This is a genomic window from Colwellia sp. PAMC 21821 (assembly GCF_002077175.1).
GTDB lineage: Bacteria > Pseudomonadota > Gammaproteobacteria > Enterobacterales > Alteromonadaceae > Cognaticolwellia.
The window spans coordinates 3,444,047-3,465,884 of record NZ_CP014943.1; the positions used below are offsets into that span (position 1 = coordinate 3,444,047).

General features: G+C 39.2%; 20 protein-coding genes, 2 tRNA genes and 1 rRNA gene. 18 read left to right on the plus strand and 5 right to left on the minus strand.

Annotated features, from left to right (window positions below):
• Positions 1-65: 65 nt before the first annotated feature.
• From lspA to A3Q33_RS14660, 9 genes are all read left to right on the plus strand, one after another.
• On the plus strand, positions 66-578 hold the full coding sequence (gene lspA, locus A3Q33_RS14620) for a signal peptidase II (RefSeq protein ID WP_081180580.1): 513 nt from the start codon (positions 66-68) through the stop codon (positions 576-578).
• A gap of 11 nt (positions 579-589) precedes the next feature.
• Entirely contained in the window at positions 590-1,021 is a 432-nt protein-coding gene (gene fkpB / locus A3Q33_RS14625; protein ID WP_081152571.1) for an FKBP-type peptidyl-prolyl cis-trans isomerase, read from the plus strand.
• A gap of 48 nt (positions 1,022-1,069) precedes the next feature.
• Positions 1,070-1,999, plus strand: a complete 930-nt coding sequence (gene ispH, locus A3Q33_RS14630) for a 4-hydroxy-3-methylbut-2-enyl diphosphate reductase (protein ID WP_081180581.1) — start codon at positions 1,070-1,072, stop codon at positions 1,997-1,999.
• A 375-nt stretch (positions 2,000-2,374) separates the two neighbouring features.
• Positions 2,375-2,884, plus strand: coding sequence for a type IV pilus modification protein PilV (gene pilV, locus A3Q33_RS14635; protein ID WP_081180582.1), 510 nt, complete (start codon positions 2,375-2,377; stop codon positions 2,882-2,884).
• 1 nt (position 2,885) lies between these two features.
• Complete coding sequence (locus tag A3Q33_RS14640) at positions 2,886-3,842, plus strand: PilW family protein (RefSeq protein WP_081180583.1); 957 nt, start codon at positions 2,886-2,888, stop codon at positions 3,840-3,842.
• Entirely contained in the window at positions 3,836-4,372 is a 537-nt protein-coding gene (locus A3Q33_RS14645) for a pilus assembly PilX family protein (RefSeq protein WP_081180584.1), read from the plus strand. Before A3Q33_RS14640 ends, A3Q33_RS14645 begins: the two co-directional genes overlap by 7 nt.
• A 34-nt stretch (positions 4,373-4,406) precedes the next feature.
• Positions 4,407-7,958, plus strand: coding sequence for a pilus assembly protein (locus A3Q33_RS14650; protein ID WP_081180585.1), 3,552 nt, complete (start codon positions 4,407-4,409; stop codon positions 7,956-7,958).
• Entirely contained in the window at positions 7,958-8,365 is a 408-nt protein-coding gene (locus A3Q33_RS14655) for a type IV pilin protein (RefSeq protein WP_081180586.1), read from the plus strand. The genes A3Q33_RS14650 and A3Q33_RS14655 overlap by 1 nt, the downstream gene beginning before the upstream one ends.
• Position 8,366: 1 nt before the next feature.
• Positions 8,367-8,690 (plus strand): TapY2 family type IVa secretion system protein, encoded by a 324-nt coding sequence (locus tag A3Q33_RS14660; RefSeq protein WP_081180587.1) that lies wholly within the window; start codon positions 8,367-8,369, stop codon positions 8,688-8,690.
• A 71-nt stretch (positions 8,691-8,761) separates the two neighbouring features.
• On the opposite strand, the gene A3Q33_RS14665 is transcribed toward A3Q33_RS14660, so the two are convergent.
• The 3 genes from A3Q33_RS14665 to nadE all read right to left on the minus strand — a co-directional run bounded on the left by A3Q33_RS14665 (position 8,762) and on the right by nadE (position 11,140).
• Positions 8,762-9,355 carry a GspH/FimT family pseudopilin gene (locus A3Q33_RS14665; protein WP_081180588.1) on the minus strand — a complete coding sequence of 198 codons (594 nt, stop codon included), beginning with the start codon at positions 9,353-9,355 and terminating at the stop codon, positions 8,762-8,764.
• Between the two features lie 308 nt (positions 9,356-9,663).
• Complete coding sequence (locus tag A3Q33_RS14670; protein ID WP_081180589.1) at positions 9,664-10,227, minus strand: GspH/FimT family pseudopilin; 564 nt, start codon at positions 10,225-10,227, stop codon at positions 9,664-9,666.
• A gap of 70 nt (positions 10,228-10,297) precedes the next feature.
• Entirely contained in the window at positions 10,298-11,140 is an 843-nt protein-coding gene (nadE, locus tag A3Q33_RS14675) for an NAD(+) synthase (RefSeq protein ID WP_081180590.1), read from the minus strand.
• Between the two features lie 189 nt (positions 11,141-11,329).
• Here nadE and glnB point away from each other — a divergent pair, with 189 nt between their 5' ends.
• Positions 11,330-11,668 carry a nitrogen regulatory protein P-II gene (gene glnB, locus A3Q33_RS14680; protein WP_077287161.1) on the plus strand — a complete coding sequence of 113 codons (339 nt, stop codon included), beginning with the start codon at positions 11,330-11,332 and terminating at the stop codon, positions 11,666-11,668.
• Positions 11,669-11,773: 105 nt separating this feature from the next.
• Here glnB and A3Q33_RS14685 read toward each other — a convergent pair whose 3' ends face one another.
• The gene (locus A3Q33_RS14685; protein ID WP_081180591.1) at positions 11,774-12,538 is read right to left on the minus strand and encodes an outer membrane protein assembly factor BamD; all 765 of its coding nucleotides are present in this window, start codon (positions 12,536-12,538) and stop codon (positions 11,774-11,776) included.
• Between the two features lie 152 nt (positions 12,539-12,690).
• On the opposite strand from A3Q33_RS14685, the gene rluD reads away from it, so the two are divergent.
• The 3 genes from rluD (at position 12,691) to clpB (ending at position 17,218) form a co-directional block, all read left to right on the plus strand.
• Positions 12,691-13,668 carry a 23S rRNA pseudouridine(1911/1915/1917) synthase RluD gene (gene rluD / locus A3Q33_RS14690; RefSeq protein ID WP_081180592.1) on the plus strand — a complete coding sequence of 326 codons (978 nt, stop codon included), beginning with the start codon at positions 12,691-12,693 and terminating at the stop codon, positions 13,666-13,668.
• Positions 13,658-14,485, plus strand: a complete 828-nt coding sequence (pgeF, locus tag A3Q33_RS14695) for a peptidoglycan editing factor PgeF (protein ID WP_196797968.1) — start codon at positions 13,658-13,660, stop codon at positions 14,483-14,485. Before rluD ends, pgeF begins: the two co-directional genes overlap by 11 nt.
• 144 nt (positions 14,486-14,629) lie before the next feature.
• Positions 14,630-17,218, plus strand: coding sequence for an ATP-dependent chaperone ClpB (gene clpB / locus A3Q33_RS14700; RefSeq protein ID WP_081180594.1), 2,589 nt, complete (start codon positions 14,630-14,632; stop codon positions 17,216-17,218).
• 57 nt (positions 17,219-17,275) lie between these two features.
• On the opposite strand, the gene A3Q33_RS14705 is transcribed toward clpB, so the two are convergent.
• Complete coding sequence (locus A3Q33_RS14705; RefSeq protein ID WP_081180595.1) at positions 17,276-17,713, minus strand: DUF4124 domain-containing protein; 438 nt, start codon at positions 17,711-17,713, stop codon at positions 17,276-17,278.
• A 453-nt stretch (positions 17,714-18,166) separates the two neighbouring features.
• On the opposite strand from A3Q33_RS14705, the gene pssA reads away from it, so the two are divergent.
• From pssA to A3Q33_RS14725, 5 genes are all read left to right on the plus strand, one after another.
• Positions 18,167-19,006 (plus strand): CDP-diacylglycerol--serine O-phosphatidyltransferase, encoded by an 840-nt coding sequence (gene pssA / locus A3Q33_RS14710; protein ID WP_081180596.1) that lies wholly within the window; start codon positions 18,167-18,169, stop codon positions 19,004-19,006.
• 17 nt (positions 19,007-19,023) lie between these two features.
• The gene (locus A3Q33_RS20625) at positions 19,024-19,161 is read left to right on the plus strand and encodes a hypothetical protein (RefSeq protein WP_155866778.1); all 138 of its coding nucleotides are present in this window, start codon (positions 19,024-19,026) and stop codon (positions 19,159-19,161) included.
• A gap of 598 nt (positions 19,162-19,759) precedes the next feature.
• Positions 19,760-21,304: ribosomal RNA gene (locus A3Q33_RS14715) — 16S ribosomal RNA — on the plus strand.
• A 122-nt stretch (positions 21,305-21,426) separates the two neighbouring features.
• Positions 21,427-21,503 (plus strand) — tRNA-Ile (locus A3Q33_RS14720).
• Positions 21,504-21,619: 116 nt separating this feature from the next.
• Positions 21,620-21,695: transfer RNA gene (locus A3Q33_RS14725), tRNA-Ala, on the plus strand.
• Positions 21,696-21,838: the final 143 nt, after the last annotated feature.

The window sequence follows — 21,838 nt, forward strand, 5'->3', positions numbered from 1 at the left end:
CTAGTTATTAAAACCTTAAAGTATTGCGTCTTGAACGCGAATAATAAAAGTGAAGTTTTTGTGTTATGAAAAATTTATTTACCCAAACAGGTTTGCGTTGGTGGTGGTTAACCGTTATTTTTTTAGTGGCGGATCAAGTAACTAAGCAGTTAATCGTCAGTAATATGGATTTGTATCAATCTATTGATATCCTGCCTTTTTTCAACTTAACTTATGTCCATAACTTGGGGGCTGCCTTTAGCTTTCTTGCTGACCAAGGTGGTTGGCAACGTTGGTTTTTTACGGCGATTGCCGCTATTGCGAGTATTGTTTTCATTGTTTGGCTGGCAAAAACACCTAAACAACAAGCGTTGCTATCAGTAGCATTCGCTTTAATGCTAAGTGGTGCTGTAGGCAACTTGATTGATCGTGTGCTGTTTGGCTATGTTATCGACTTTTTAGACTTTTATGGCTTTGGTTATCATTTTCCTGCCTTTAACATTGCTGACTCGATGATATTCATTGGGGCCGCATTGATGATTTTTGATTCATTTAAAAATGGTGAGTCGAGTAAAAATACACAAGACATTAATTCTTAAAGAGATATTTCATGACAAATTTAGTAACAGCTTCTTCAGAAATTATCGCCCATATCACCATGAAACTGGCTGATGGCTCTGCTGCAGATAGTACCAAAGTTAATAAAAAACCAGCGAAAATTATCATGGGAGATACCAGCATTTCCCCAGCATTTGAAGCGCAACTTCTCGGTATGTCAGCCGGTGAAAGCAAAGAGTTTGTTTTAGCTGCTGTCGATGCCTTCGGTGAACCACTGCCGGAAAATATTCACTATATGGATATTAGTAAATTCAGTGATGAGGCTCCTGCTGTAGTAGGTAACATTATTACCTTTACTCAACCGGGTGGTGAGTTACCTGGTATGATTAAAGATGTTTCTGGTAGCTCAGTAACTATCGACTTTAATCATCCTTTAGCTGGTCAAGAAGTCACGTTTGTAATTGACGTTGTTGAAGTTATCTAGATTACATAAGTTAACCCGTTTAGTAAGTTAAGCAATAATGAGAATACTATGGAAATTATTTTAGCTAACCCTCGAGGTTTTTGTGCCGGCGTTGACCGAGCTATCAGCATTGTCGATAGAGCACTTGATTTATTCGAAGCACCTATTTATGTTCGCCATGAAGTGGTCCATAACAAGTTTGTAGTTAACGGATTAAAAGACCGTGGTGCCGTGTTTGTTGATGAGCTTAATGAAGTGCCTGATGACAGTACGGTAATTTTCAGTGCTCATGGTGTGTCGAAAGCCGTTCGTAATGAAGCGAAAAACCGTGGTTTAAAAGTGTTTGACGCTACTTGCCCGTTGGTTACCAAAGTGCATATGGAAGTTTCACGTACTAGCCGAAAAGATATCGAATGTATTTTGATTGGACATGCGGGTCATCCCGAGGTCGAAGGTACTATGGGGCAATATGAAAGTACGCAAGGTGGTATCTATTTAGTTGAATCTACTGAAGATGTTGAGACACTTGAAATTAAAAATTCAGAAAAACTGTATTATTGTAGTCAAACTACGTTATCGGTAGATGATACTAGTGATGTTATTGATGCTTTAAGAAAGAAATTTCCTTTAATTCAAGGACCGCGTAAAGACGATATTTGTTATGCAACACAAAATCGTCAAGACGCAGTACGTGCTATTGCAGAGCAAGTAGATTTATTGCTGGTTGTTGGCGCTAAAAACAGCTCTAATTCTAATCGTTTAAGAGAGTTAGCAGAGAAAATTGGTACCACATCCTATTTAATTGATACTGCTGATGATATAGATGTTTCTTGGTTAAATAACGTCGATAAAGTTGGCGTAACTGCTGGAGCATCAGCACCTGCCATATTGGTTCAGCAAGTTATAGAAGCGCTTAAATCCTTTGGTGGTCAAGAGGTTATTGAATATCCGGGTAGAGCAGAAAATACTGTATTTGCGGTGCCGATAGAATTGCGCTAGTCTTAATAAGCATTATTTGCGGTTATAGCCTGTATTAACTTTCTGTGTCTAAGAAAATTATTTATAGCTGCAAATTAACATTTTTCGAGTAATAAAGGCTGAAAATAAGGGAAATTACTCGTCATAATAATTTAAGGTATGGGTTAATGCAGTTCACCAATGTGATTTTTAACACATATAGATTTTTGATAAGTAGCTTTTTCTTATATTGCTGCCATTGTATTTTATCGTCTAAATATACCTATTTTAATCTATTTAATTTTTCAGCTATAGTAAGAACATCTTTAATTTACATATTCTTATTTAAAGGGAGATTAAATATTGAATAATTCATTTTCCCGTTCCTCAAAATCAAAGCCTTCGCTAAGCAAGGGCATGACATTTATTGAAGTGTTAGTCGCTGTTTTTATTTTAGTTACAGGCATATTAGGTGCAGTGGCGATGCAAGCGTCAGCTAAAAAAGGCAGCTTCGATGCCATGCAACGCTCTGTTGCTTCGGCACTAGCGCAAGACATTGTTGAACGCATGCGCAGTAATAATGCTACAGCATTAGCTGGGTATGCTGCTACAAATTACGGTGAAACACTTAATTCTGCACCAGATAAACGATGTAATACACTTGCAGGTCTATGTACCCCGGCAGAAATGCTCACAAATGATCAATATGAATGGGAAGTTTCTCTAATGGGCGCTGATGTTGTTAACAACGGCAACAATAGAGCTGGCTTAACGGGGGTCAGGGGTTGTATAAGTCAGGCATTGAATGCGGTAACAGTAGTGGTAAGCTGGGAAGGGCGCACAGATATAGCCGATGGAAATAAAGACAGTTGCGGTACTGCAAGCACTAAAAGGCGACAAGTTATTGTTAAGGCATTTATAAATTAATATGAAAAATCAACGTGGCTATACTTTAATAGAAATCTTTATTTCCTTAGCGATAGGCTTAGCACTCTTTGCTGGCATCTTGAGTGTTTTTGTAGGTATGAAAACTACAACCCAAGAAACAGCTACTTACGGTGAGCTACAAGAAAATGGCCGTTTTGCCTTAAGTGTACTTAGTGATGATTTATTAAGACAAAATTTTTGGGGTGATTACTCTGGCACATTAGACCGTTCAATGTTAAATGCAGTACCAGGAGCACCTGGAAATGAATGCATTGGAGCAGGTTTAAATAATGGCACTTTTCCTAACGCTATTGGGCATTTTAGAACGCTTTGGGGACAAACGGTTACTAATAGTTCTATTATGGGGTGTATTGATAACGCAAAAACTACCTCTGATATTATTCAATTAAAACGTGCGATTTCTGATCCTTTAACGGCGAGCACGAGTAATAACTACTATATTGTTTCAAATTTAAGTGAAGCAGAAATATTTACGGGTACAGTTATCCCAACGGTTGCTAATAGTCAGGTTTGGGAATATCAACATCATATTTACTATGTTAGAGAAGAAGCTCAGGGTGATAATACCGTACCTGTTTTGATGCAAGGACGGCTGACAACCAATATGACTTTTGATCCTATTATTGACGGCATTGAAATGATCCGCTTTATGTATGGAATAGACACTGACGGACCGGGTACTGCCGGTTATGGGATTGTTAATTCCTTTGTTCCTGCAGATAATATGACGTTAACGCAATGGGATAATGGCAGTAATACTAGAATTTTAGCCGTACGTATTTATGTGCTAGCGCGTAGCATTCTGCCAGATAATAAATATACTAATACGAACACTTATAATTTAGGTAATTTGCCTGTTACGTTTAATGACAATTATCGTCGATTATTATTTAACTCTACGATAACTTTATATAACGCTGGAGTCGACTCATGGTAACCAAAACAATTAACTTGCACTATTTGAAGACCAACAGACGTTCTTTTAGTCGACAAAAAGGTGTTGTATTAATTGTAGCATTGGTATTTCTCATTGCTTTAACCGCTGTTGCGGCCGCTTTGATGCAAAACTCTACATCTGATATGAAAATGTCCGGTGCTAGTGAAGAAAAAGTTGTTGCTACTCAAGAAGCAATAAGTGCTAGCGATGAGGTTATTTTTAGGCAAGTTAATGCTGATGCTGGAAATAATAGGTTTGCCTCAGCTTTGGTGCGTTTTCAAGATGAAGGTTTTAGAAATGTTACAGACACTTTAAATATAACCAATACCGATGTTGACACTACGGCAAATATTAATATTGCCAACAATGACCTTGAGCTAGAGCCAGATTGCCCCCACTCCAGATCTGCTTCATCAGCCCAAGTTTTTACTTGTAATGTACTACGCGTACAAGTGGTCCGGAAATACGGACGAAAAAACACCAATGAAGTTGAAGTAAATACAGGCGTTGCTCAGCAGCTTTTACGATAATTTTTTGGTGATTTAGATAAAAACTGGAGTTAAAATGAAAAATATTCTGGCCACAAGCCTATTACTAACAGTATCAACAGTGTCTCTTGCTGACGATATTGAGCTATATGTAAATAAAGCTGTCAAAGTTGCCGCGGCTAAAACGCAAGTGCTTATTATTCTAGATGATTCGGGTAGTATGAACCGGGAGGAAACGGTTAAAGCTAGGTATGATGCTAGCGAAGAATATTCAGCAGTTCCCGATACATCAAAGTTCTCAAGTGAGTATATATACTACAACAAAGCTGGTGATATACCTTTGCCGGATACCTCTTCAGAAAAGCGACGTTTTTTAGCCTCAGTCAATGGTTGTGATAGTGCTAAAGATGCATTAGCGACAAATGGCTACTACTCGGCTCACATTAGACATTATCAATTCATCGATAATGTCGGCCAATGGAAAGATTTACCAAGTGAAAATGGTTTAAACACTAGCGTATTAGATTGTGAAGATGACGTTTTAAATAGTAACGCTAATAATGCCAGTGGATTTGATCCGGGTTATCCCGCCAATTATTTAGGTAGTGAGAGTGAGCCTAATTATTTTACTGATGATGTCAGTAGTTCTAACGTTGTATGGAGCGGCCAATTAATTACGCTTTACACTGATAATTATTTACGTTGGTATCACGGAGATACAACCGAAGAAAAGCGTGTCCGAATGGATATGGCAAAAGAAAGTATCAATAATGTCATAAAATCTGCACCTTCAATAGATTTTGGTTTACAAGTTTTTAATTATAATTATGCCGATTTTGTAAGCTTTGGTAACGGTGGACGCATTGTTGCTGGTATTAAGGAAATGACCGACGAAAATGAAACTAAGTTATTAAATATCGTTAATAATGAAGTTAATGCACAGGGTAACACCCCTCTGTGTGAATCACTTTATGAGGCATCTCGGTATTTTTCTGGAGCTAATGTGTTCTATGGCGATGATGATCAAACGCTTTATTATACTAGCGGAAATCTTGCATACACAGCAAATAAGCCACCTAGAGATCAGTCTCCTTCTGTAGAGTCATCAGGTAAATACGTTTCACCTTTCTCAAGTTGTAACAGTAAAGTCTATGTTATTTTAATCACCGACGGTGCACCAACTCAAGATAATCATGCAGACAGTAAAATTGAAGCTTTGTCTACTGTTGAAGATGGCACTACGCATAACTTCTCGGGTAGCAAATATGAAGGTAATTATCTTGCGGGTTTAGCGCAATGGATGAGTAATAGAGATCTTAATACTCAGTTAGAGGGTAAGCAAACAGCAGACATTTACACCATTGGTTTCAGTGCTGGTGCTGATAATGCTGCACCATTATTAAAGGAAACGGCAAAACTTGGTGGCGGCAAATATTTTCGTGCTACCGATAGTGCTCAATTAACTGCAGCCTTGATTGGCGCTTTGGAAGATTTAACACCGAGTAATGATAGTTTAACGGCAGCATCTGTTGCAGCTAATAACTTCGATAGAACAGAAACCTTAAATTCGGTTTATTATGCTATGTTTCAGCCTGATAACGGCCCGCGTTGGCAAGGTAACCTTAAAAAGTACAAAGTGGTCAGTGGCAATCAAATTGGCAAGCATGGTAAGTCTGCCCTTAATACAGATAGCGGGCACTTTTCTAAAGATGTAACTAGTTTTTGGTCGGCAAATAACGCGATGGATGGCGATGATGTCGAAGAAGGTGGCGTAGCTGAGATGTTACGAAACAAAGCTAACCGAGTAATTTATAGTGATATAGGCGCAAATGGGGCATTGACTCCATTGACACAGGCTCAGGCTGAAACATCATTTGGTGGTATCACTGAGCTTGCAAGAATAATGGATGTCAGTGAGGACAGTGTTGGCACTTACTTGAATTGGGCAAAAGGAGATAACGTCGATAACGTTAAATTAGATGATGAGTCTACTCCTATTATACGACCCGATATTTTTGCTGACCCATTGCACTCTAAACCGTTAGTGGTGAATTATGGTGATAGTATCCGAATTGTTATCGGTACTAATGCTGGCGCGCTTCATATGTTTGAAGATACAGGTGATTCCGTAGATGAAAATTGGGCATTTATGCCTAAAGAATTTTTCAAAAATATTAAACCATTAAGAGAAAATCTGTCAACGGCAGAGAAAGTTTATGGTATCGACGGTAATATAACGTCATACGTTAAAGATTATAATGGGGATGGGATAATAACTAAGGGCACCGATAAAGTTTGGATATTTTTTGGCTTACGACGCGGTGGATCTTCATATTATGCACTAGATATTAGTGACCCTAGCGCACCAACTAAATTATGGCATATCGATGCCTCATCAACAGGGTTTGGAGAATTAGGCCAATCTTGGTCTCAACCAAAACTTGGTTATTCTAAGGCAAATATTACAGGCTCAGGTGACAGTGCTGTTGCAGCACCGGTATTATTTTTTGGTGGCGGTTACGATATTGCAAAAGACACTAAGGTGGTTGGCGGAAATGACTTTAAAGGCCGTGCCATTTATATGATTGACGCGGAAAGTGCCACTTTAAAGTGGAGTTTAGCACCGCAAAACGCTAGCACAACTTATAGCGGTTCTGACAGTATTCCATCTAGTATAGCTATTCTTGATAGTGATGGTGATGGCTTAACAGACAGATTATACACTGGCGATACTGGGGGTAATGTCTGGCGAGTAGATATGCCAAGTGCAGATCCTGCAGACACTGAGGATCCATGGACTGTATTTAAGTTAGCAGAGTTAGGTGGTACAACAAATAGTACTGATTTACGTTTTTTTAATGAGCCTTCCATCGCTCGTACTTATATCAGTGAAACAATTGAAACAAACGTAACGGATGTAGATAACAAAACATCGCGTATCGTTAGTCATCAAGAAAAACCTTATGACGCTGTACTTATAGGTAGTGGTGATAGATCAAACCCAATAGGTACAGATACTAGTGACACATTCTTCATGATTAAAGATGAGCACATTAAGACTCAGTCTTTTTATAGTGCCGCAGAACCTAAAGCTCCATTGGCTCTGTTGAAAAGTAATTTGTATGACTATACCGATAATCCTTTTGGTAAAACCTTAACCACTGCAGCGCGAAATACATTAGCAATTGAGGTTAGTAAAAAGTCAGGTTGGTATATAGACTTTGGAGGCACAGGAGAGAAAAGTACATCAGAAGCCATTGTTATTAATGGGGTCGCATTTTTTACGACATTCATTCCACCTAATCTAGATCCAAATATTATTAACTGTGAACAACCCAACGGGACAGGATTATTATATGCAGTCGACCTTGCGTTAGGTACAGCCATTTATAATTGGAAGAATAATATTGACGACGGAACTGGTGATGGGACTGGTGATGGTCCACCTGATGATGCTGTTAGGAGTATACAAATTAGCGAGCAATTTTTAGGTGCACCAACGTTAATTGTTGTACCTGATGATAATGGGGAAACGGTTGGTAATATTATTGTTGGAAGAAAGGTTGTAAATACCCCTTTTACCCTACAAACGATGAGAACCTATTTGTACATTAAAGAGGAGCAATAATGTCAAAAGTCAAAGTAATTAATGGTTTTACACTGATAGAGCTGTTAATAGCTGTTGCTATAGTTGCGATTTTAGCATCTATAGCGTTTCCTTCGTATACTGACTTTGTTACGCGCTCAAACCGTACGGAGGCGCAACGAGAGTTATTAAGAATTGCGAATATGCAAGAGCAGTTATATGTGGATACAAGAGCATATACAGCTGATATGACAGCGTTAGGGCTGGGTAGTGACCCATTTGTTACTGAAAACACTTACTACAGTATCGATGCGGCACTCGCGAACGGTGGTTACGTATTAACAGCAACTGCTCTGGGTACGCAAAGTACAAATGACAGTAATTGCCAGACGTTGTCTGTTAGTGAAACAGGAAAAAAATTACCGGCAAATGCCTGTTGGGAGAAGTAACATGAAAAACAAAATATTTTTTATTAGTTTAATTGTATTATTTAACACTAGCTTTAGCACAACCGCAGCTACTAAAGCAGCTAAAAATTACAATGTTGATGCTAAATGCCATGTGGAATTGGTTAATGGCGAAGAAATGATCTACTTTGCTTCAATTAAGGAAAGTAAAATAAATAAGCTTGTTGATACCTTGCCAAATAGAAAAATTCCGACACATTTCTCTAGAGAAAAGCTGCAAGTAAAACGTGCCTTTGAATGCGTGTTGATGGATGCAAAGTTTATCTCAAGTAAAGCTAATGAGTTTTTTGATAAGCAGCCTCGCTAATAATACTGTTCATTTTTAGTTAATGTAAATTTATGTTGATTATGCCCAGTAGTTTACTGGGCATATTTTTATCAATTACAAGAAACCTCAGTACCATTTCTATTTTCATCTTTGCCGTCATTATCTGTGTCAGAAGTCGCGTATACTCGCCCTGATAGAGATATTTCAACACCTCGCGATAAGTCATTATTATCTTTAGGGCAATAACTAAAATTGCCATTACCACCAGCAACTAAGCGGCCAGTAGGTGCAAAAATAATAAGGTTTTGGCTGAACTGCAACGTATCACCGGTACTAATACTTCCTTTAACTTTAATTAACTCTTCGTTTGCACTGGCAAAGGTATTATTGTTAGCTAAGGTATTGTCACTATTGATAAAGACACTCAGCTCATTTTGCCAATTGGCGCTGCAAGTTGTACCGTTTAATGGGCAAAGTGTGACATTTCTTCCACTATTTATTGCACTATTTCTTGCCGATAAAATTAATCTGTGGAGCTCACTGACTTCATTATCGACTCTTGATTGCACTATAAACTGACCTAAACTAGGTCCTGCTATTGCTGTTAATATACCAACAATCGCAATCCCAATGAGTAACTCGGTAATGGTAAAGCCTTTAACTCGCTTTTTATTTTGAATTTTTTTAATGTATAACTTAGACATAACTACAGCTACAGTTAAGATTGATGCTCTATTTATAACATTGTTGCTTAAGCTCAGCTAGCAAATTTTATAAAGGTGATCGTTGTTAATTAAATATTATTAATGAGAAACTAATGCTTATTTTACGTCAATTTATACAGTGGAATCATATTCAAGAAAGTTACTGTATAGCTTATTGTTCGTTAGGTAATAACTTTTGCACGTTTTTAGACTGGTAAAGCTTTATAGAACTATTAAACAAAATTCAGCTAAAGAGCAGAATAATAATCATTGTATTCGTAACATTAAACAACTTGAGCACACGCTAGTTAAAAGCATTTTATTTTAGCGCCTGTTCTCCTAACATTTTTTCCGTTATTTTTATTGGCCGCACTTACATACGCTCTACCTGAGTTCCTGACTACAATGCCGCGGTTTTTATCATTATGGTACTCAGGACAGTAACTAAAAGTAGCATTTTGCCCCCAACCTAACAAATGACCAGTTGATGCGTATGTTAAACCAATGCGTGTTTTACCATATTGAAGTTTATCTCCAACTTTTATTGCCGCCTTATTAGCAACAAGTTGTTCATTCAATTCAGGCTCGTATATTTTATTATTATTAATATCGGTAAACACACTCAGTTCTTGGTGCCATAAGTTTTTACACTTACCTTGCTGACTTAATGGGCAGAGTGTGACGCTAGTATTATGGGTTAAGGCACTATTTCGAGTAATTAAAATAAGGCGATGGAGCGTTGAAATTTCATTGTCTACGCGGGTGTAAACAATGAAATTATTGAGGCTTGGAACACCAATGGAAATTAAACTCAGCAGAATTGCTAGCGCAACCATTGTTTCGATAATTGTAAATCCATTACACTTTGACATAACAACCAATCCTTTAGTTGAATAAACTTTTCAGTGCTAGGTATAGTCAAAATTGTCGAATTTTTCCAAATTAAATTAGCTGATTTTCGTATATTGTTGGAATTGCAGAGCGCTTATGTTGAGTTTTCATATAGATAGCAATGATTTTTTCTTCAACTAATTTATCCTTGTTCTTACCTTCCAAAAAATCATCTAATTGGTCGTAACTAAGGCCTAATGCGTCTTCATCTTTTTTACTTGGAGCTAATTCTTCTAAATCAGCCGTGGGTGCTTTATCAACTAATTGAGCTGGCGCATCCAGAGCATTGGCGATCTGCTTTACTTGGCGTTTTGATAAACCAAACAGAGGCGCTAGATCACAGGCTCCGTCACCCCATTTAGTAAAAAAACCTGTAATGTTTTCGGCAGAATGATCCGTACCTAGTACTAATCCTCCTAATATGCCAGCAATATGGTATTGCATGATCATACGAGAGCGTGCTTTAACATTACCTTTAGAGAAATCAATTTGCGCGGCAGATGCGGTTAACAGGTCAGCATTTTGCAGAGCACTGATGGTTTCATTATGAATACCCTCAGTACCGGCGGCGATATTAGTGGTTAAACTATGTGTAGGCTTTATAAATTCAAGTGCGAGTTGCGCGTCATCTTCATCTGCTTGTATGCCAAATGGGAGTCTTACGGCGATAAACTGATAAGCTTGAGGGCTTTCGCTATTTAATTCATCAACAGCGAGTTGAGCTAAGCGTCCACAAGTAGAAGAGTCAACACCACCACTGATACCTAAAACAAGTGATTTCAGGCCTGACTCTATTAGTTTACTTTTGATGAAATCTATTCGACGCTTAATTTCAAACGCAGCATCAATTTCAGGTAATACTTTCATCTCTTTGATTATTGCCTGGGCGTTCATGCTATTTCCTTTTGGTGATAGGTTATTTTCTATATTCAAGCTGATTAACAGCAGCAGATAGGGCAGTGTAGCAAAGTATATCTTCGATTAGAACTTTTGCACTATAGCTGTACAATCACTAGATATTATGTAGATAATGATAATTATCAACATAATGCTGTAGCGTAAATCAACTTATAGGCTGGAAAGATGAAAAAAATAGAAGCAATAATTAAACCATTTAAAATGGATGATGTACGTGAAGCGCTAGGCGAAATTGGCGTAACGGGTATGACAGTATCTGAAGTGAAAGGTTTTGGGCGCCAAAAAGGGCACACAGAGCTTTATCGTGGTGCAGAATACATGGTTGATTTTTTGCCGAAAGTAAAACTGGAAATTGTTGTTAAAAAAGAAAATGTTGAACGTTGTGTAAACACGATCCTAGAAACAGCACAAACCGGGAAAATTGGCGATGGCAAAATTTTTATAACGGATGTTGAACGCGTAATACGTATTCGTACCGGCGAAGAAGACGAAGAAGCGATTTAAATTTAAATATGCTTCAGGAAAAAAAATACCAGCAGATGCTGGTATTTATAATAAATGCTTTAATAACGTGTTTATACTGAATAGCTAATTTAGTACTGAAATCGTTTACTGAGCCACTGACGGATTATTAGGATAATTGGCTGCTAATACTTGTTTAGCATTAATCTGCAGATCCGTTAAACCTAATTTTTCGTAACAGACAATCATAATTTCTAATGCTTCTTCTGTTTCTGGACTAGGCGAAAAATATTCAACAATATATTTTCCTCTATTAGCAGCAGAAACATAAGCTTCACGCTTCAAGTAATAACGTGCAACAGATAACTCATATTTTGCTAACCGTGACTTTATGGCAAGCATACGTTGGCGAGCATCGGCTGCGTATTTACTGTTAGGATACTTCTCTAATACTATTTTTAAATCTTTAAAAGCGTCACGTGCCGCCGTTGGATCACGGTCTGAACGGTCAATACCTGCTAAGTTCTGAAATAAATTTTCTTGAGTCGCAACATTGATCAACGCTCGCATGTAGTAGACATAGTCTATATTTGTATGTGAAGGGTTGAGTCTTAAAAATCTATCGGTAAGCGCTAACCCTTGGGCTGCGTTACCACTTTTGTAATATGCATAAATTAAATCTAATTGTACTTGATGAGAGATTGGCCCATAAGGAAATCGAGAATCTATCGCCGATAATATTTGGATCGCCTTTTGATATAATCCATTATCAAGTGATGCTCTAGCATCAGAGAATAATGCTTGGGCTGACTTGTCAGGTACCTTTTGAATATCTTTTTCGCTTGTTCCTGAACAGCCTGTTAATGCTAAGACTAGTGCAAGGCACATTATTTTTATTGTCACTTTTTCCATAGACTTCAATATCACTACTTTGTTTTAGTTAAAATAAATATCTTCCTCACCATAATTACTTAATGTAATTGCTTTAGCAAAGAGGTAAAATAAGCACTGGCATTCTAACCTAGCAATCCTGCCTTGCACAGTGCTAATTAATAGAGAGTTTAATGGCTGAGATAATTCAACACCGGGACACGGTTCCCGAATCATGCTTAGGCAAACGTTTCGACCAGACTTTGGCGGAAATGTTCCCTGATTATTCACGTTCACGTTTAAAAGAGTGGATTTTAGCCGGCCATGTAACGGTTGACGGCGTCGTTGTCGATGTACCCCGCGAAAAAATGTTCGGTGGTGAGCTTATTGCCATCGACACTGAGGTTGAATCGGAAGTTCGCTTTCAGGCGCAAGATTTACCTTTAAATATAGTTTATGAAGATGATGATATATTAGTCATTAATAAACCAGCAGGTTTTGTTGTGCACCCAGGTGCCGGTAACCCTGATGGCACGGTTCTTAATGCTTTACTACATCATTGTCCACAGCTAGATGTTGTGCCTCGTGCCGGTATTGTTCATCGTTTAGATAAAGATACTACTGGGTTGATGGTGGTGGCAAAAACGATTGCTGCTCAGACAAATTTAGTAGAATCATTACAGGCGCGTGAAATTACCCGTGAATACGAAGCTATTGCCAGTGGTATTATGACCGCAGGTGGTTTGGTGGATGAGCCTATTGGCCGTCACGCGACAAAACGTACTCATATGGCGGTTACTTTTTCAGGTCGCCCTTCGATAACGCATTATCGTGTAATGGAAAAGTTCAGGCTACATACTCGTTTACGTTTACGATTAGAAACGGGTCGAACTCACCAAATTCGTGTTCATATGGCGCATATTACTCATCCACTCGTGGGTGATCCAGTTTACGGCGGCCGCCCGCGTCCGCCAAAAAATGCATCAGAAGAGTTACGCGAGTTATTACGTCAATTTAAACGCCAAGCTTTACATGCGGCAATGTTATCATTATTTCACCCTATAACAGGTGAGCAAATGACCTGGCATGCTGATGTTCCAGACGATATGGTGGCGTTAGCTGACATGTTACGTAAAGATACAAAAATTCATCTCATCGATAGTGATTACTAAGTCACCTGATAATGTAGTTTTTATTAAATGGCCAACAGCCAATGTGTTGGCCATTACTACTACCCGTTTACCCGCTAATAACCCATCAACATCTAGCAATGTTGAATCGTCCCAAACAAATATTACTCATACAAAAAATAAGCCATCAGAGTTTAATGCTTTTAATTTAGGCGATCATGTTGGTGATTGTGCTACTGCGGTTGCTCAAAATCGAAAGTCACTACATAAATACCTACCTAGCAAGACAAAAATTCAATGGCTAGATCAAGTTCATGGTAATAATGTCGCCGTGCTTGAAAAGCATAATAATACGCCTATTGTTGCTGATGCAGCCATAACACGTAATAGACATATTGCTTTAGCGATAATGACAGCCGATTGTTTACCTATTTTATTATCAAATAAAAAAGGTAGCGAAATTGCTGCAATTCATGCTGGTTGGCGACCACTAGCTGCAAATATTATTGAGCAAACAATCTCAACCATGCTAAGCCCACCAGAGGAAATTATTGTCTGGCTGGGACCTTGTATTGGTGTTAAGGCTTTTGAAGTTGGCGAAGATGTAAAACAGGAATTCTGTAAAATATCGCCAAAATTCATCGCTGCTTTTCAACCTATAACGCAATTAAGTGATGATATAAAACCGTTAAAGTATCTTGCTAATTTACCGTTAATTGCCGAATTACAACTTTTCGCATTGGGAGTGAAAAGTGTGGCTAAACTTGCGGAATGTACTTTTGAGCAAAGTGATAAATATTACTCTTATCGAAGAGATGGAAAAACGGGACGCATGGCGAGTGTGATCTGTTTAAATTAATCGTTTATCCTCTTTATTTTTTAACGCCTATCAATTGACCTATATCAAACTTTCGTTGTTTTTTGCTTGAAAATGCTCCTTACTGTCCTTATCTCATAGGTAACTATACTGTAAGCCCAGTAATATGGCATTAGGAGAACGTTAATGCGTTTAGAACGATTTACCCAGACTTTTCAAGTAGCAATATCTGATGCACAATCCATTGCATTAGGTAAAGATCATCAATTCATAGAACCTATACATTTAATGCTCGCGTTGTTAAACCAAAACGCTAGTAGCATTATTCCATTGTTAAAAAGTGCCGGTATTAATGTAAGAACGTTAAGAACGCAAGTTGAAGCTGCTATCGCAGAGTTAGCGCAAGTTTCTGGCACGGGCGGTGAAGTACAACTGTCGTCTGCAATGGGTAATATTTTAAACCTTTGTGATAAGTTTGCCCAAAAGCATGGCGATAAATTTATATCCTCAGAAATATTTATTCTGGCGGCGTTACAAGATAAAGGCAAACTAGGCCAAATTTTAAAGGCCTTAGGGGCCAGCGAACAACGTGTGCAAGACGCAATAGTCCATATTCGTGGTGGAAAAAATGTTGATGATGCCAATGCTGAAGAAGTTCGCCAAGCACTCGATAAATATACGGTTGATTTAACCGAACGAGCAGAGCAAGGTAAACTAGACCCCGTTATTGGTCGCGACGATGAAATTAGGCGAACCATTCAGGTACTCCAACGCCGTACTAAAAATAACCCAGTATTGATTGGTCAGCCAGGCGTAGGTAAAACAGCCATTGTTGAAGGGCTAGCCCAACGCATTGTAGATCATGAAGTACCAGAAGGTATTCGAAATAAACGAGTTTTATCACTTGATATGGGCGCACTGGTTGCCGGTGCTAAATATCGTGGAGAGTTTGAAGAACGTCTTAAAGCCGTACTTAGCGAGTTAAGCCAACTTGAAGGGCAGGTGATCTTATTTATTGATGAACTACATACTATGGTTGGGGCGGGTAAAAGCGACGGTGCTATGGATGCTGGTAATATGTTAAAGCCTGCACTTGCTCGTGGTGACTTACATTGTGTTGGTGCAACAACCTTAGATGAATATCGCCAATATATTGAAAAAGATGCCGCATTGGAGCGACGTTTTCAAAAGGTATTGGTAGACGAACCCAGTGTAGAAGACACCATTGCTATATTACGTGGTCTTAAAGAACGTTATGAACTCCATCATAATGTAGAAATTACCGATCCTGCTATTGTTGCTGCGGCTACATTATCACATCGATATGTTAGTGACCGTCAACTGCCAGATAAAGCCATTGATCTTATCGATGAAGCGGCTTCTAGTATTCGAATGCAAATGGATTCTAAGCCAGAAAATTTAGATAGATTAGAGCGTCGTTTAATTCAACTAAAGCTAGAACAACGAGCCTTGTCGAAAGATTCAGATTCTGCTTCTAAAAAGCGTTTGGATTTGATCTCAGATGATATCGCCACTTGCCAAGCCAGTTATGACGAATTAGATGAAATATGGAAAACTGAAAAAGCGGCATTGCACGGTACACAAGCCATTAAAACTGATTTAGAACACGCACGTATTGAACTCGAAGCGGCTCGGCGGGTTGGTGATTTAAATACCATGGCCGAATTACAATATAGTCGCATTCCAGATCTTGAAAAGCAGCTAGACTTGGCTAGCCAAGCAGAAATGCAAGAAATGACCTTGCTACGGAACAAAGTCACTGATGTTGAAATAGCAGACGTGTTGAGTCGTGCCACGGGCATTCCGGTAGCAAAAATGCTCGAAGGTGAGAGTGATAAATTATTACATATGGAAGATAACCTTCACAAACGTGTTATTGGACAATCAGAGGCTGTGGTCTCCGTATCTAATGCTATTCGTCGCTCAAGAGCGGGTTTGGCCGATCCAGATCAACCGATAGGATCATTCCTATTTCTTGGGCCTACTGGTGTCGGTAAAACAGAATTGACTAAAGCCTTGGCGCATTTTCTATTTGATAGTGAAAATTCGCTAGTACGAGTTGATATGTCAGAGTTTATGGAAAAACACTCCGTCGCGCGTTTAGTTGGTGCACCTCCAGGTTACGTTGGTTATGAAGAAGGTGGCTATTTAACCGAGGCAGTTAGACGTAAACCTTATTCTGTTATTTTACTCGATGAAATTGAAAAAGCGCATCCTGATGTTTTTAATATTTTACTACAAGTATTAGACGACGGACGTTTAACAGACGGGCAAGGGCGTACGGTAGACTTTAAAAATACTGTTATTATAATGACCTCAAATATTGGCTCAGACATTATTCAAGAATATGGTGATGACAGCCAATACCAGCAGATGAAAACTCGTGTTATAGCAGAGCTAGGCAATCACTTTAAACCTGAATTTATAAATAGGGTTGATGAAACGGTAGTATTTCATCCATTACTTGCTGAGCAGATTAAAAGTATCGCGAGTATTCAAATATCAGCGCTAACTAAGCGATTAGAGGAAAGAGAAATAACCATGACATTATCAGAAGAGGCATTATCTTTTGTTGCGGCGGCAGGGTTTGACCCAATTTTTGGTGCTAGACCATTAAAACGTTCTATTCAACAAGAAATTGAAAACCCATTAGCGCATAAGTTACTTGCTAATGAATTCTCTGCTGGTGATCATATATATGTCGAGCTAAATGATAACACTCTACACTTTACAGCCGAAGCTCGTATAGACTAATCACTAATTCAAGGGGCCTTAGTCGTATATTAAATACAGGCTGAATGTTTATTCACGTTAATCAGTGCAATAAACTTCGGCTTGTTTTGTATTCATTTCTAATTGTTGCGTCTTATCTAAAGCAGTTAATACTTTTACATTACCTTTTTCATCTTTGAATTGAATTTTATCAAAATTTTGTAAAGTATCTATGTTTTCACGTGCAGAGACACATTTTTCATTATTTAGATTATCAGCATCATTAGCTTCGATATTAACAAGTGTATTTTCAAGTGCTAGCGAACCTTCAGGCGCTTCTTCATCAGCGTTTGTTGCTGTAGACTTTTGATTATTTGACATGCTTATTTCAATATAGTCATCGTGTTCTGGCTGATGCTGACTAAAATGGACCACATTTTCTTTATCAATCCAACGATAAATGGTTATTAGTTCAGCTGCAAAAACATCGAAATACACTAATGTCATTAAAAATAGTGATAATGTCTTAATCTTCATAATGCTACCTATCCATAAATTAATACTTAATTGCTCTATAATCGACATAAATAGTGCAAGAAATAGTTACTGGCGACTAAAAATGTAATATCTACAGTGTTTTATAACAACACAAAGAGCAGTTTACAAATTTTTATCCTTTTATTAATCATTCATTTGTACTGAGGCTATTAGTAATAATTTAAACTTATACCTGTAGAGTGAAGTAATTGAAGCATTTGGAGTAAGGATAAATACAGAATCGCAGATGTTTATTATTCCATGCTAAACATAAGTATCAGCTTCCGTGCATCCCCCCCTTATTATTGCAGGCTTAACATAAGTACCTATATTTCTGCAGGAAGCATTATATTAAAGATTTAAGTTACTTTAGAGTCATGCTCTCTTTATTTCAATTGGCAATATGCTAAATTACCACTATATTACTCACTTTAACTTATTACGGTTTTATTTATGCCAGACAATAATGATGAATCGCTACAAACTCGTGGCATTTACCTTTTACCTAATTTATTAACTACCGCGGGACTGTTTTCAGGGTTTTATGCTGTGGTATCTTCAATGAATGGCCACTTTATTAGCGCCGCTGTTGCTATCTTTATTGCGATGATTTTTGATGGGTTGGATGGACGAGTCGCTCGAATGACCAATACTCAAAGTGAATTCGGAGCTGAATATGACAGTATGGCTGATATGTTATCGTTTGGTATAGCGCCGGGAATAGTGGCTTACAATTGGGCGTTATCAAGTTTTGGAAAATTTGGTTGGTTAGCTGCATTCGTTTATGTTGCTTGTGCCGCATTACGTCTTGCCCGTTTTAATACCCAGGTTGGGATTGCGGATAAACGGTATTTTCAAGGCTTAGCAAGCCCAGCTGCAGCAGGCGTTGTAGCTAGTATTATTTGGGTTGGTAGTGAATATCAAATTAACGGCCAGGATTATGGCTATATCATCGGCTTGATTACAATCGTTCTTGGCTTATTAATGGTTAGTAACTTTAGGTACAACAGTTTTAAAGAAGTAGACTGGAAAGGTAAGGTTAATTTTGTTGTTGTATTGCTGATAGTGCTAGCCTTTGTTGTCGTTGCATCTAGTCCTGAAAATATACTGCTGATTATATTTGGCTTATATGCATGCTCTGGGCCGTTCACAACTATTCGCTCAGTAAAGAAATTGAAACTAGAACATGTAGTAGGTGACGATCAAGATGCCGACTTTCATCGCTATAGTGAGAATAAAGCGTCAGATACCGCAGAAGTGGATATTAAATCAAAAACTGATGAGCCAAAATAAGGTGAATCTTCTTTATATTGAATAAAAATATAATAGATAGCCAATTAGCTGCGACTAAAACCTGGGTGGCAAGTGCTATATATGCACATAAAGAAGCGCTATTAAGCGTTTCTTTTGTTTTATTAGCACGAAAAACCAACGTCTTGCTTAATTAAAAAGCAAACAAACGCTTTTTTGAAATTAAATGCACTTTAGGTGTTGACGTGAGGCGAGAAATCTCTAAAATGCGCTCCAGTTCCAAGGGGTAACCCCAACGGGCTGTTTTAATAAGTTATCTAAGGTGGTTTAGGCCAAATTGGTTAACGTAATGTTTTAAAAGGTTGGTTTTGAAAGTTTTAAAAACTTTTAAAATAAATTCAAATAAAACGTTGACATTAAAACTGAGTTGCGTAGAATGCGCATCTCGCTTCAGGCAAGGCCTGCAGCAACGAAGCAAAGCGAATGAGATTTTGTTTCGGTTAGTTTTTTACTTTGAGTTTGAACTAACGTTCTTTAACAATTAGTTATCATGCAATTTGTGTGGACACTCACATTAACGTTGATTTTACATAGTTATCCTCGGATAACAAAAAAACAGCTTAATATGATGTCACACAAAAATAAGTATCATTTAAGTCTTCGGATTTAAATAATACGTTTTATGTAGTTTTTATCTTCTTTAGTCGGATAGATAGAAACACGACAGAATTCATTGAGCAGATGTCTTTTCTTGGTTAACTTCGGTTAGTTAAGGTGAGCATCACAAACGATTTTTAATTGAAGAGTTTGATCATGGCTCAGATTGAACGCTGGCGGCAGGCTTAACACATGCAAGTCGAGCGGTAACAGAGATAGCTTGCTATCTGCTGACGAGCGGCGGACGGGTGAGTAATGCTTGGGAATATGCCTTTGAGTGGGGGACAACAGTTGGAAACGACTGCTAATACCGCATAACGTCTACGGACCAAAGGGGGGGACGCTTCGGCACCTCTCGCTCATTGATTAGCCCAAGTGAGATTAGCTAGTTGGTAAGGTAATGGCTTACCAAGGCGACGATCTCTAGCTGGTTTGAGAGGATGATCAGCCACACTGGGACTGAGACACGGCCCAGACTCCTACGGGAGGCAGCAGTGGGGAATATTGCACAATGGGCGAAAGCCTGATGCAGCCATGCCGCGTGTGTGAAGAAGGCCTTCGGGTTGTAAAGCACTTTCAGCGAGGAGGAAAGGTTAGTAGTTAATAACTGCTAGCTGTGACGTTACTCGCAGAAGAAGCACCGGCTAACTTCGTGCCAGCAGCCGCGGTAATACGAGGGGTGCAAGCGTTAATCGGAATTACTGGGCGTAAAGCGTGCGTAGGTGGTTTGTTAAGCAAGATGTGAAAGCCCTGGGCTCAACCTGGGAACTGCATTTTGAACTGGCAAGCTAGAGTTTTGTAGAGGGTAGTGGAATTTCCAGTGTAGCGGTGAAATGCGTAGAGATTGGAAGGAACATCAGTGGCGAAGGCGGCTACCTGGACAAAGACTGACACTGAGGCACGAAAGCGTGGGGAGCAAACAGGATTAGATACCCTGGTAGTCCACGCCGTAAACGATGTCAACTAGCCGTCTGTAGACTTGATCTGTGGGTGGCGTAGCTAACGCGCTAAGTTGACCGCCTGGGGAGTACGGCCGCAAGGTTAAAACTCAAATGAATTGACGGGGGCCCGCACAAGCGGTGGAGCATGTGGTTTAATTCGATGCAACGCGAAGAACCTTACCATCCCTTGACATCCAGAGAAGAGACTAGAGATAGACTTGTGCCTTCGGGAACTCTGTGACAGGTGCTGCATGGCTGTCGTCAGCTCGTGTTGTGAAATGTTGGGTTAAGTCCCGCAACGAGCGCAACCCCTATCCTTATTTGCCAGCGAGTTATGTCGGGAACTCTAAGGAGACTGCCGGTGATAAACCGGAGGAAGGTGGGGACGACGTCAAGTCATCATGGCCCTTACGGGATGGGCTACACACGTGCTACAATGGCAAGTACAGAGGGCAGCAATACCGCGAGGTGGAGCGAATCCCACAAAGCTTGTCGTAGTCCGGATTGGAGTCTGCAACTCGACTCCATGAAGTCGGAATCGCTAGTAATCGTAGATCAGAATGCTACGGTGAATACGTTCCCGGGCCTTGTACACACCGCCCGTCACACCATGGGAGTGGGTTGCAAAAGAAGTGGCTAGTTTAACCCTTCGGGGAGGACGGTCACCACTTTGTGATTCATGACTGGGGTGAAGTCGTAACAAGGTAACCCTAGGGGAACCTGGGGTTGGATCACCTCCTTATCTTGAAGTAAAACAGCTTAATGGATACCTCGGTATCGCGAGTGTCTACACAAATTACATGATAACAAATTAGAAGAAGTCCAAACATCTAAGCTTCGGACAACAATTCTTGAAAGAGAAATAGGTCTGTAGCTCAGCTGGTTAGAGCGCACCCCTGATAAGGGTGAGGTCGGCAGTTCAAGTCTGCCCAGACCTACCAATTTACGCTTTTTACGGCGTTGGTTCATCACTCGTGTAGAAAAGCCTACACTTCGCGATAAACCGCCTTGTAAAAAACGTAAATCTGAGTTTGTTTTAGCTAGATGTTTCCCATTCGGGGCTATAGCTCAGCTGGGAGAGCGCCTGCCTTGCACGCAGGAGGTCAGCAGTTCGATCCTGCTTAGCTCCACCACTTCTTCTCTAAAGAAAGAGACCAAACTTAAACTATCAAAAGTTGATGAGTTAAGTTTGGTTTTTTAAACCAAGATTTATACCGAATGCGCGTATAAGTTTAGTTCTTTAACAATCTGGAAAGCTGATATAAATACCGGTATT

Bases quoted from the DNA above. Each gene is read 5' to 3' on its own strand.
- clpB (WP_081180594.1), top strand. From the start codon at position 14,630: ATGCGTTTAGAACGATTTACCCAGACTTTTCAAGTAGCAATATCTGAT.
- ispH (WP_081180581.1), top strand. From the start codon at position 1,070: ATGGAAATTATTTTAGCTAACCCTCGAGGTTTTTGTGCCGGCGTTGAC.
- A3Q33_RS14685 (WP_081180591.1), bottom strand. From the start codon at position 12,538: ATGGAAAAAGTGACAATAAAAATAATGTGCCTTGCACTAGTCTTAGCA.
- A3Q33_RS14655 (WP_081180586.1), top strand. From the start codon at position 7,958: ATGTCAAAAGTCAAAGTAATTAATGGTTTTACACTGATAGAGCTGTTA.
- pssA (WP_081180596.1), top strand. From the start codon at position 18,167: ATGCCAGACAATAATGATGAATCGCTACAAACTCGTGGCATTTACCTT.
- fkpB (WP_081152571.1), top strand. From the start codon at position 590: ATGACAAATTTAGTAACAGCTTCTTCAGAAATTATCGCCCATATCACC.
- rluD (WP_081180592.1), top strand. From the start codon at position 12,691: ATGGCTGAGATAATTCAACACCGGGACACGGTTCCCGAATCATGCTTA.
- glnB (WP_077287161.1), top strand. From the start codon at position 11,330: ATGAAAAAAATAGAAGCAATAATTAAACCATTTAAAATGGATGATGTA.
- A3Q33_RS14660 (WP_081180587.1), top strand. From the start codon at position 8,367: ATGAAAAACAAAATATTTTTTATTAGTTTAATTGTATTATTTAACACT.
- A3Q33_RS14665 (WP_081180588.1), bottom strand. From the start codon at position 9,355: ATGTCTAAGTTATACATTAAAAAAATTCAAAATAAAAAGCGAGTTAAA.
- pilV (WP_081180582.1), top strand. From the start codon at position 2,375: ATGACATTTATTGAAGTGTTAGTCGCTGTTTTTATTTTAGTTACAGGC.
- nadE (WP_081180590.1), bottom strand. From the start codon at position 11,140: ATGAACGCCCAGGCAATAATCAAAGAGATGAAAGTATTACCTGAAATT.
- A3Q33_RS14670 (WP_081180589.1), bottom strand. From the start codon at position 10,227: ATGTCAAAGTGTAATGGATTTACAATTATCGAAACAATGGTTGCGCTA.
- lspA (WP_081180580.1), top strand. From the start codon at position 66: ATGAAAAATTTATTTACCCAAACAGGTTTGCGTTGGTGGTGGTTAACC.
- A3Q33_RS14640 (WP_081180583.1), top strand. From the start codon at position 2,886: ATGAAAAATCAACGTGGCTATACTTTAATAGAAATCTTTATTTCCTTA.
- A3Q33_RS14705 (WP_081180595.1), bottom strand. From the start codon at position 17,713: ATGAAGATTAAGACATTATCACTATTTTTAATGACATTAGTGTATTTC.
- A3Q33_RS14650 (WP_081180585.1), top strand. From the start codon at position 4,407: ATGAAAAATATTCTGGCCACAAGCCTATTACTAACAGTATCAACAGTG.
- A3Q33_RS14645 (WP_081180584.1), top strand. From the start codon at position 3,836: ATGGTAACCAAAACAATTAACTTGCACTATTTGAAGACCAACAGACGT.